The organism is Micromonospora sp. NPDC049089 (genome assembly GCF_040648775.1).
Lineage (GTDB): Bacteria > Actinomycetota > Actinomycetes > Mycobacteriales > Micromonosporaceae > Micromonospora.
The window spans coordinates 1-1,918 of sequence record NZ_JBEZEH010000386.1 but is presented as its reverse complement, the minus strand read 5'-3'; the positions used below and the strand labels follow the sequence as shown (position 1 = coordinate 1,918).

The 1,918-nt window shown below is 70.8% G+C and carries 2 protein-coding genes; both read left to right on the top strand.

The genetic code is table 11. The features are described from left to right. Window positions 1-200: 200 nt before the first annotated feature. Window positions 201-932 carry a HAMP domain-containing sensor histidine kinase gene (locus tag AB0B48_RS32960; protein WP_357208527.1) on the top strand — a complete coding sequence of 244 codons (732 nt, stop codon included), beginning with the start codon at window positions 201-203 and terminating at the stop codon, window positions 930-932. A gap of 84 nt (window positions 933-1,016) precedes the next feature. Continuing rightward, window positions 1,017-1,886: a manganese catalase family protein gene (locus AB0B48_RS32955; protein ID WP_357208524.1), complete on the top strand. Its 870-nt coding sequence runs from the start codon at window positions 1,017-1,019 to the stop codon at window positions 1,884-1,886. The last annotated feature ends 32 nt before the right edge of the window (window positions 1,887-1,918 follow it).

Below are 1,918 nucleotides of genomic sequence, written 5' to 3'. Positions count from 1 at the left end.
CGCGGCGGCGTCGCCGGTCGAGGCGGCCACCTCGACGCGTCCGTTGGTGGTGATCGGGAGCAGCAACTCCAGGCCGCGGACGAACAGGGGGTGATCGTCCACGACGACGAGTCGCAAGGTGGAGGCTCCCGGCATGTCTGCGCCGTTCCCCAGCGGGTACCGATCATGCGGGTTCGCACCGAACGAGAGGACTCGGGTGGATGCGCGTACGGCACGGTTTGCGGGACCTGCTGCGAGGGTTGCGCCCCATTGAGCCGACACCGGGCGAGAAGCGACCGACGGCGGCCGATTCCGAGCTGCTGCTGCGGGTGCTGTGTCACGAGTTCCGGACGCCGATCAGCACCCTGACCTCGCTGACCCGCGCGTTGGCCGACGAGCGTCGGGAGCTGACCGGGGACGACCGGCGGGCACTCAGTGCGCTGGCCCGCGACCAGGCCGCCCACCTTCAGAGCCTGCTGCGTGACGCGACCGCCGGCACCGGTGTGCTGACGCCGACTCCGCAGCCGGATCCGGCCGTCGCGCTGGCGGGCATCCTGCGGGAGGCCGCCGCGTTGGTGCCGCTCGCCCGTCGGCGGGTGCGAGCCACCCGGGAGGCGGCCTCCCGCCCGGTGCCGTCCGGACGAACCCGACAGGTACTGGTCAACCTGGTGCAGAACGCGCTACGGCACGGGCCGCCGGACGGACAGGTCGGGCTCTACGCCACGGTGCGCGGCCCGAGCCTGAGCATCCTGGTCACCGACGAGGGTCGGGTCGACGATGCGCTGCTGGTCGCGCTGCGACGTCCGGCGCCGGCCGTCGGGATGTCCGGTCTGGGCCTGTGGATCGCGCGGCAGCTCGTCGCGACGGACGGGGGAGCGTTGCGGGCGCACCGGCTACGGCCGCGTGGAGTGGCGTTGGAGGTGCTGCTGCCGATGGCCCGCCCGGTGCGCTGACCCGGCCGGGACACCGGTTGGCCCGCTCGGGTCATCGGGGCGGGAACGGCCTCGCTACCTATTTTTCGGTACCGAGGAGGTTGGATGTTCAGCCACGTCAAGGATCTGCAGTTCGAAGCCAAGCCGGACGGCCCGGATGCGGCGTTCGCCCGGCGGTTGCAGGAGGTGCTGGGCGGCAAGTGGGGCGAGATGACGGTCGCCAACCAGTATCTCTTCCAGGGTTGGAACTGCCGACTGCCCGGCAAGTACAAGGACCTGCTGCTCGACGTCGGCACGGAGGAGATGGGCCACGTCGAGATGATCGTCACGATGATCACCCGGCTGTTGGACAACGCGCCGCTGTCACTGACCGAGGGGATCGCGGAGGATCCCGGAGGCGCCGCGACCTACGCCGGTGAGAATCCGGCGCACTTCATCCACGGCGGAGGTGGCGCCCTGCCCGCCGACTCCAACGGGGTGCCCTGGAACGGCTCGTTCGTCACCGCCAGCGGCAACCTGCTGGCCGACTTCCAGCTCAACGTCACCGCCGAGGCGCAGGGTCGGCTCCAGGTCGCCCGGTTGTTCCACATGACCGACGACCCGGGCGTCAAGCAGATGCTGCGCTTCCTGCTGGCCCGCGACACGATGCACCAGAACATGTGGCTGGCGGCGATCGAGCAGCTCAAGGAGGACGGCCTGGAGGAGATGCCGGTGCCAGAGGCGTTTCCGGACTCGGGCGAGTTCACCGAGGAGTACGGCTACACCTACCTGGGTTTCTCCTCGGGCACCGACGCCGCCCAGGGGCGCTGGGCGTCCGGGCCCTCGCCGGACGGCAAGGGCGAGTTTCGGTACGACGACAACCCGCGGGCGAACGCGCCGGAACCGGTGCTGGCCCCGGGTGACCCTCGTCTGTACGGCACCAACCCGGGAGTGGCCGGCTCGGTGGTGAACACGGTGAAGAGCAAGCTCACCTGAGGTGCCCGTCGGGTCGCCCACCGGTCCCGGGC

Excerpts from the sequence above, each read along its gene's own strand:
- AB0B48_RS32960 (WP_357208527.1), top strand. The coding sequence starts at position 201 with ATGCGCGTACGGCACGGTTTGCGGGACCTGCTGCGAGGGTTGCGCCCC.
- AB0B48_RS32955 (WP_357208524.1), top strand. The coding sequence starts at position 1,017 with ATGTTCAGCCACGTCAAGGATCTGCAGTTCGAAGCCAAGCCGGACGGC.